Genomic DNA, 2,379 nt, shown 5'->3' on the forward strand with positions numbered 1-2,379 from the left:
AGCAACCGAGAACCGCGCCAGCCAAGCCCTGTTCTCCTGTCGACGTTGCGGGCACACGGTCAACGCCGACGAACATGCGGCACGCAATATCCTCCGGGCCGGACTGGCCCATCTCGCAGCCACCCCGGCTGCGTGAGAAGAGGCCGGTGGCGCTAGCCGTCGGCGAAGTCACATCATTGGCCTCATGGCGATCACCTTCGAGTGGCGCGGTGAGTTCAGCAGCGCCGAGGCCAACGTCCTGCATGCCGAGTGCTTCGGCCATGCGGTCCTGGGCGACGACGAGTGGGACTGGCGGGGGCAGGTCGAGGGGCACAGCCTGGGGTGGGTGTGCGCCCGCGAGGGGAGCGAGCTGGTCGGGTTCGTGAACGTGGCCTGGGACGGGGTGGTGCACGCGTTCGTGCTCGACACCATGGTGACGGGCCGGGTGCGAAGGCGCGGGGTCGGGACCCGGCTGGTCGAGGTGGCCGTCCGGGAGGCCAGGGCGGCCGGGTGCGAGTGGCTGCACGTCGACTTCGACGACCACCTGCGGGGGTTCTACTTCGACGCCTGCGGGTTCCGGCCGACCAACGCCGGGCTGATGGAGCTGTAGGAGGGACGATGGCGCGGTCCGTGGAGCTGCGGCGGCACACCGACAACGACGGCGACGTGCTGACCGGGGACGGGGTGGCGGCGGCCATGGCGCTCGGGGCCGGGCTGGGCGGCGGGTACCGGGTGGCGGTGTCGACCGGGGCCCAGCGGGCCACCCAGACCGTCGGCTGCCTGCTGGCCGCCCTCGGGGAGCCGGTGCCGGGCGGGGTGGTGGTGGAGGCGGGGCTGCGCTCGGCGCGGGAGGACCGCTGGCGGGCCGTGGCCAAGGAGGCCGACGGGGGCGACCTGGCGGCCATGCGCGCCGTCGACCCCGGCTTCGTGGACGAGGAGGCGGCCGCCCTTGGGGCGGCGCTGGGGCGGGTGCTGGAACGGCTCGGCGACGGGGAACGTGCCCTGGCCGTCGGGCACAGCCCGACCAACGAGGCGGCCGTGCTCGGCCTCACCGGCGAGCTGGTCGCGCCCCTGGGCAAGGGCGCCGGGGTCCTGGTCACCGACGACGACGGCACCTGGCGGGTCGAGCCCCTCGACCCCTGAGGCCAAGGCCCCGACCGAGACGCCCTGGTAGGACCCACCGGGTCGCCGGCTGGGCCGTTGTATGGTGGAGGCATGGCCACCCGCAAGCTGGTCCTGGACGTCGCCGGGCGAGAGGTGACCGTCAGCAACCCGGACAAGGTGTATTTCCCCCGGACCGGGCAGACCAAGCTCGACCTGGTGCGCTACTACCTGGCCGTGGCCGACGGGGCGCTGCGCGGGGTGGCGGCGCGGCCGATGGCCCTCAAGCGGTTCGTGAACGGGGCCGAGGGCGAGTTCTTCTTCCAGAAGCGGGCCCCGGAGAAGCGGCCCGAGTGGGTGGAGACGGTCGAGCTCAAGTTCCCGTCGGGGCGCAGCGCGCAGGAGATCGTGGTCCGGGACGCGGCCCAGCTGGCCTGGGTGGTCAACCTGGGCTGCATCGACCTCAACCCGCACCCGGTACGGGCCGACGACCTCGACCACCCCGACGAGCTGCGGGTCGACCTCGACCCGATGCCGGGGGTGCCGTGGGCCGACGTGCTCCAGGTGGCCCTGGTGACCCGGGAGACGCTGGAGGACTTCGGCCTCGTCGGATGGCCGAAGACGTCGGGGTCGCGCGGCTTCCACGTCTACTGCCGGATCCAGCGGAGCTGGAGCTTCTCCGAGGTCCGGCGGGCCGCGGTCGCCCTGGCCCGCGAGGTCGAGCGGCGCGCCCCCGAGATCGCCAGCAGCCGCTGGTGGAAGGAGGAGCGCCACGGGGTGTTCCTCGACTACAACCAGAACGCCAAGGACCGGACCGTGGCGTCCGTCTACTCCGTGCGGCCCCGACCGACGGCCACGGTCTCGGCACCATTGACCTGGGAGGAGGTGCCGGACTCGGAGCTCGAGGACTTCACGCTGCGCAGCGTGCCGGAGCGGTACGTGCGACTCGGGGACGTGGGTGCCGGGATCGACGATCGGGCATTCTCGCTGGAGCCGCTCCTGGACCTCGTCGCTCGGCACGAGGCCGAGGGCCTCGGCGACGCCCCATGGCCGCCGAACTACGCGAAGCAGCCCGGCGAGCCCCCGCGCGTCCAGCCCTCCCGCCGCCGCATGCCCGATCCGTCCGAGCTCAAGCCGACCGATCCCACCGCCCCGCGCGGCCGCCGCGGATCGGTCGCGCCGGCACTTCCCTCGGCGCCGGCTCGCAACCCCGACGGGACCGTCCCGCCAACCGGTCGGCGTCGCTCCTCCCAGCCGCTTCTCGTCATCTCGCAGGCGGCGGACAAGGCCGATGCGCTC

4 protein-coding genes are annotated in these 2,379 nt (G+C 73.4%); all 4 read left to right on the plus strand.

All coding sequences use genetic code 11. The features are described 5' to 3' along the window. Nucleotides 1-136 (plus strand): zinc ribbon domain-containing protein (locus VF468_29655; GenBank protein HEX5882452.1); only part of this gene is annotated, 136 nt, incomplete at its 5' end. Between the two features lie 48 nt (nt 137-184). Next, nucleotides 185-589 (plus strand): GNAT family N-acetyltransferase, encoded by a 405-nt coding sequence (locus VF468_29660; protein HEX5882453.1) that lies wholly within the window; start codon nt 185-187, stop codon nt 587-589. Between the two features lie 8 nt (nt 590-597). After that, a complete protein-coding gene (locus VF468_29665) occupies nt 598-1,122 on the plus strand; it encodes a hypothetical protein (protein ID HEX5882454.1) in 525 nt (174 codons plus the stop codon). A gap of 72 nt (nt 1,123-1,194) precedes the next feature. Further along, on the plus strand, nt 1,195-2,379 hold a 1,185-nt coding region (gene ligD, locus VF468_29670; protein HEX5882455.1), incomplete at its 3' end, for a non-homologous end-joining DNA ligase.

The sequence above is a fragment of the Actinomycetota bacterium genome, from assembly GCA_036280995.1.
Lineage (GTDB): Bacteria > Actinomycetota > CALGFH01 > CALGFH01 > CALGFH01 > CALGFH01.